General features: G+C 37.0%; 3 pseudogenes. 1 reads left to right on the forward strand and 2 read right to left on the reverse strand.

What is annotated here, in order from left to right:
• Together ACFIJK_RS08140 and ACFIJK_RS08145 are read right to left on the reverse strand one after the other, a co-directional pair.
• Positions 1–1,078: pseudogene (locus tag ACFIJK_RS08140) on the reverse strand (autotransporter outer membrane beta-barrel domain-containing protein); the annotation flags it as partial.
• 770 nt (positions 1,079–1,848) lie between these two features.
• Positions 1,849–2,044: pseudogene (locus ACFIJK_RS08145) on the reverse strand (transcriptional regulator); the annotation flags it as partial.
• On the opposite strand from ACFIJK_RS08145, the pseudogene ACFIJK_RS08150 reads away from it, so the two are divergent.
• A pseudogene (locus ACFIJK_RS08150) lies at positions 2,041–2,601 on the forward strand (phage tail sheath family protein); the annotation flags it as partial. The pseudogenes ACFIJK_RS08145 and ACFIJK_RS08150 sit on opposite strands and share 4 nt — an antisense overlap.

A 2,601-nucleotide genomic window follows, 5' to 3' on the forward strand; every position in this document is an offset into this window, starting at 1 on the left:
TTATTCCTTTATCTATCAAGGCGTCATCTTTGCTGCTCGATATTTTTACATTGTCCAGCGTGTTTTTATTTTCATCATTTCCGCTAGCGTTGAAAAGAGCACCTATTTGAGATGCTGTGATGGAACCACCGGTCATACTGGCTGTAGCTGTATTTTGTATATCAAGGCCGTTTGCAACTTTTTCAATGGTTGTTGTGCCTTTTAATGTAATGACGCTGTTAGCGCCATCGGCTTTTGCGCCAGTACTCTTTTTTTCAGTTTCAGAGCCGGTTATTGTCAAATTTTCACTAACGATTTTGCTACCAAATGCTGTATAAAGCCCAGTTACCATATTTTCAATGGTTGTTTTGCCTGTTAATTCAATCATAGTATTTGGCAAGTAGGCCGCTATACCGGTGCTATTGGTATTTTTTTCGTTCTGAGAGCCGGTTATTGTTAAATCTTTACTAACGATTTTGCTACCAGTTGTTGCCCTAAGACCACTGCCAGCAATGTCTTTAATGGTTGTTTGACCCGTTAATTCAATCACGCTATTAGCACCATCGACGAATATACCAATGCTGTCTTCTTTAGCTTCAGGAAGGATTATCGTTACATCTTTTGCAGTGACTTTACTGCCCTTATTTACCAGAAACCCGTTTGCAACTTTTTCAATGGTTGTTTTGCCTGTTAATTCAATTGTACTATCAGGATCTGTGGTTGTTACACCAGTTCCTGTATCGTCTCCTTTTATTTTTAAATCTTCGCTGGTGATTTTACCACCTGTTTTTGCTAGGATCCCATCCACAGCTTTTTCAATGGTTGTTGTGCCTTTTAACGTAATTTCGCTACCAAGATCTGTAGATGTTACACCAGTTTTTTCAGATTCAGTACCGGTTATTTTTAAATCCTTGCCAATGATTTTTCCAGCATTTGTTGCTTTAATCGCATCATAGTTTTTTTCGGAGGCGTCGCTGGAGACGTCTTTTACGTCTTCATTACTTGTAGCACTTAGGACTGTCGCATATGCGCTGAAATGGGTGCTAAACAGCATGACAGCTACGGCAGCTGTGCCGGATAAAAGAGATTTTTTAAACATTTAGATATTTTCCTTAACTTATAAGCCCCACGCATTCTTCCCCCGCTTACAAGAAGGATATCAAAATGAATGGTTTTCTACTTTGGAGATCAATAGATTGTTTTTATTTTTATGTAAAGTATAAAAATGTTTTTTTATAAAAAATACATAACGTTATATTATTATATTATTATATTATTCATTATGAAATAAATATAAAACTAAATTATAAATAAAAATTATTTATATTTTTTGATTGTATATCATAGTGTTATTATTGTGCATTGTTTAGAGATAAACTTTATTGAGTTATAACAAGAAAGAAAAGAATGGAGAAAATATTAGAAAAAAGAAACAAGAAGAGAGGAAATGAGCAATAAAGAATAGCAGTATCTATGCTGCTGTGGATATACAAAAAAGAAAGTTTGTCGTTTGACAGGAGTTTTTTTTAAGTGGGAATAGGTGGGAGTTTATGATTTTTTTATGACTAATTTTCACCATTAAATGGGCGTTTTATCAAAATGGATTTTGACATCTAAAAAATAGTGAAAATGAGAAAAAACTGTGATTCAATGGAAAAATAGGAAAAGGCTTTGAAGATTTAAAAAAAACTCTGTGAAAGCCTAGAAAACCCCCTTTTAAGCCCCTTTGAAAAAAATCTATAAATTGTGAACTTCGCTCCAAAATCAGCCCAAAAAGCAAAAAAAGATATAATATGTTAAAAACAAAGTGTTATTAAAAATCTTAATGTAAGGAGAAATGCACCTTCATTTTCCATTGTATAATGATGGTTAGGTTGGATTTGTGTAGTTCTTGAGTGCTTTTCCAACCTCTATTTGACGTTTTAAATGCAATTTTAAAAAGAGGTAAGGTAAGCTCTATTTTTTCTCTGTCTTTGATGTTTTGAACAAGCTCTTGTAACTTTTTATCAAGCTCTGCTACGAGTTCCGCTGTATCTTCAGGGGGAAGTTTGATTGTTGCATTTTTGTTATTTGATTGACTCCTTTGTACGGGTGGCAAATAGTGATGGGGGTGTTAGTGTTAAACCCGCAAGTCCTTTTGCTGCCGCCATGTTTATCAAACGTGACAAGCAAAGGGGCGGTGTTTTTTGGTCTCCTTCCAACCAAGATGTTAAAGGCATTTTAGGCACGGCACGCCCGATTAGCTATTTTGATGGCGAAATCGATCATGAGGCAAATCGCCTCAACCAAGCCGATATTGCTACCTTTATTCCCGCCCGCCTTAGCCAAAATGCCCAAGGTCAATTTGCCGCCAATGGACGCATTTTATGGGGTAACCACACCACCTCTAGTGATCCACTCTGGCGTTTTGTCAATGTGGTGCGCACCCGTGCAGCATTGGAAAAAACGATCATCAACAATTTCCGCCCTTGGGCCAATGATGAAAACCTTACTGGTCAACATGTTATTGCCATTACCCGCAGCCTCACGCAGTTTCTTGATGATCTGATTGCGCGTGGAGCGCTTTTGGGTGGGCGGGTTTGGTTTGACCGCGATTTAAATTCCAACAGCACTTTACAATTG

The sequence above is a fragment of the Bartonella sp. PS17NMGDW genome (assembly GCF_042193555.1).
Lineage (GTDB): Bacteria > Pseudomonadota > Alphaproteobacteria > Rhizobiales > Rhizobiaceae > Bartonella > Bartonella grahamii.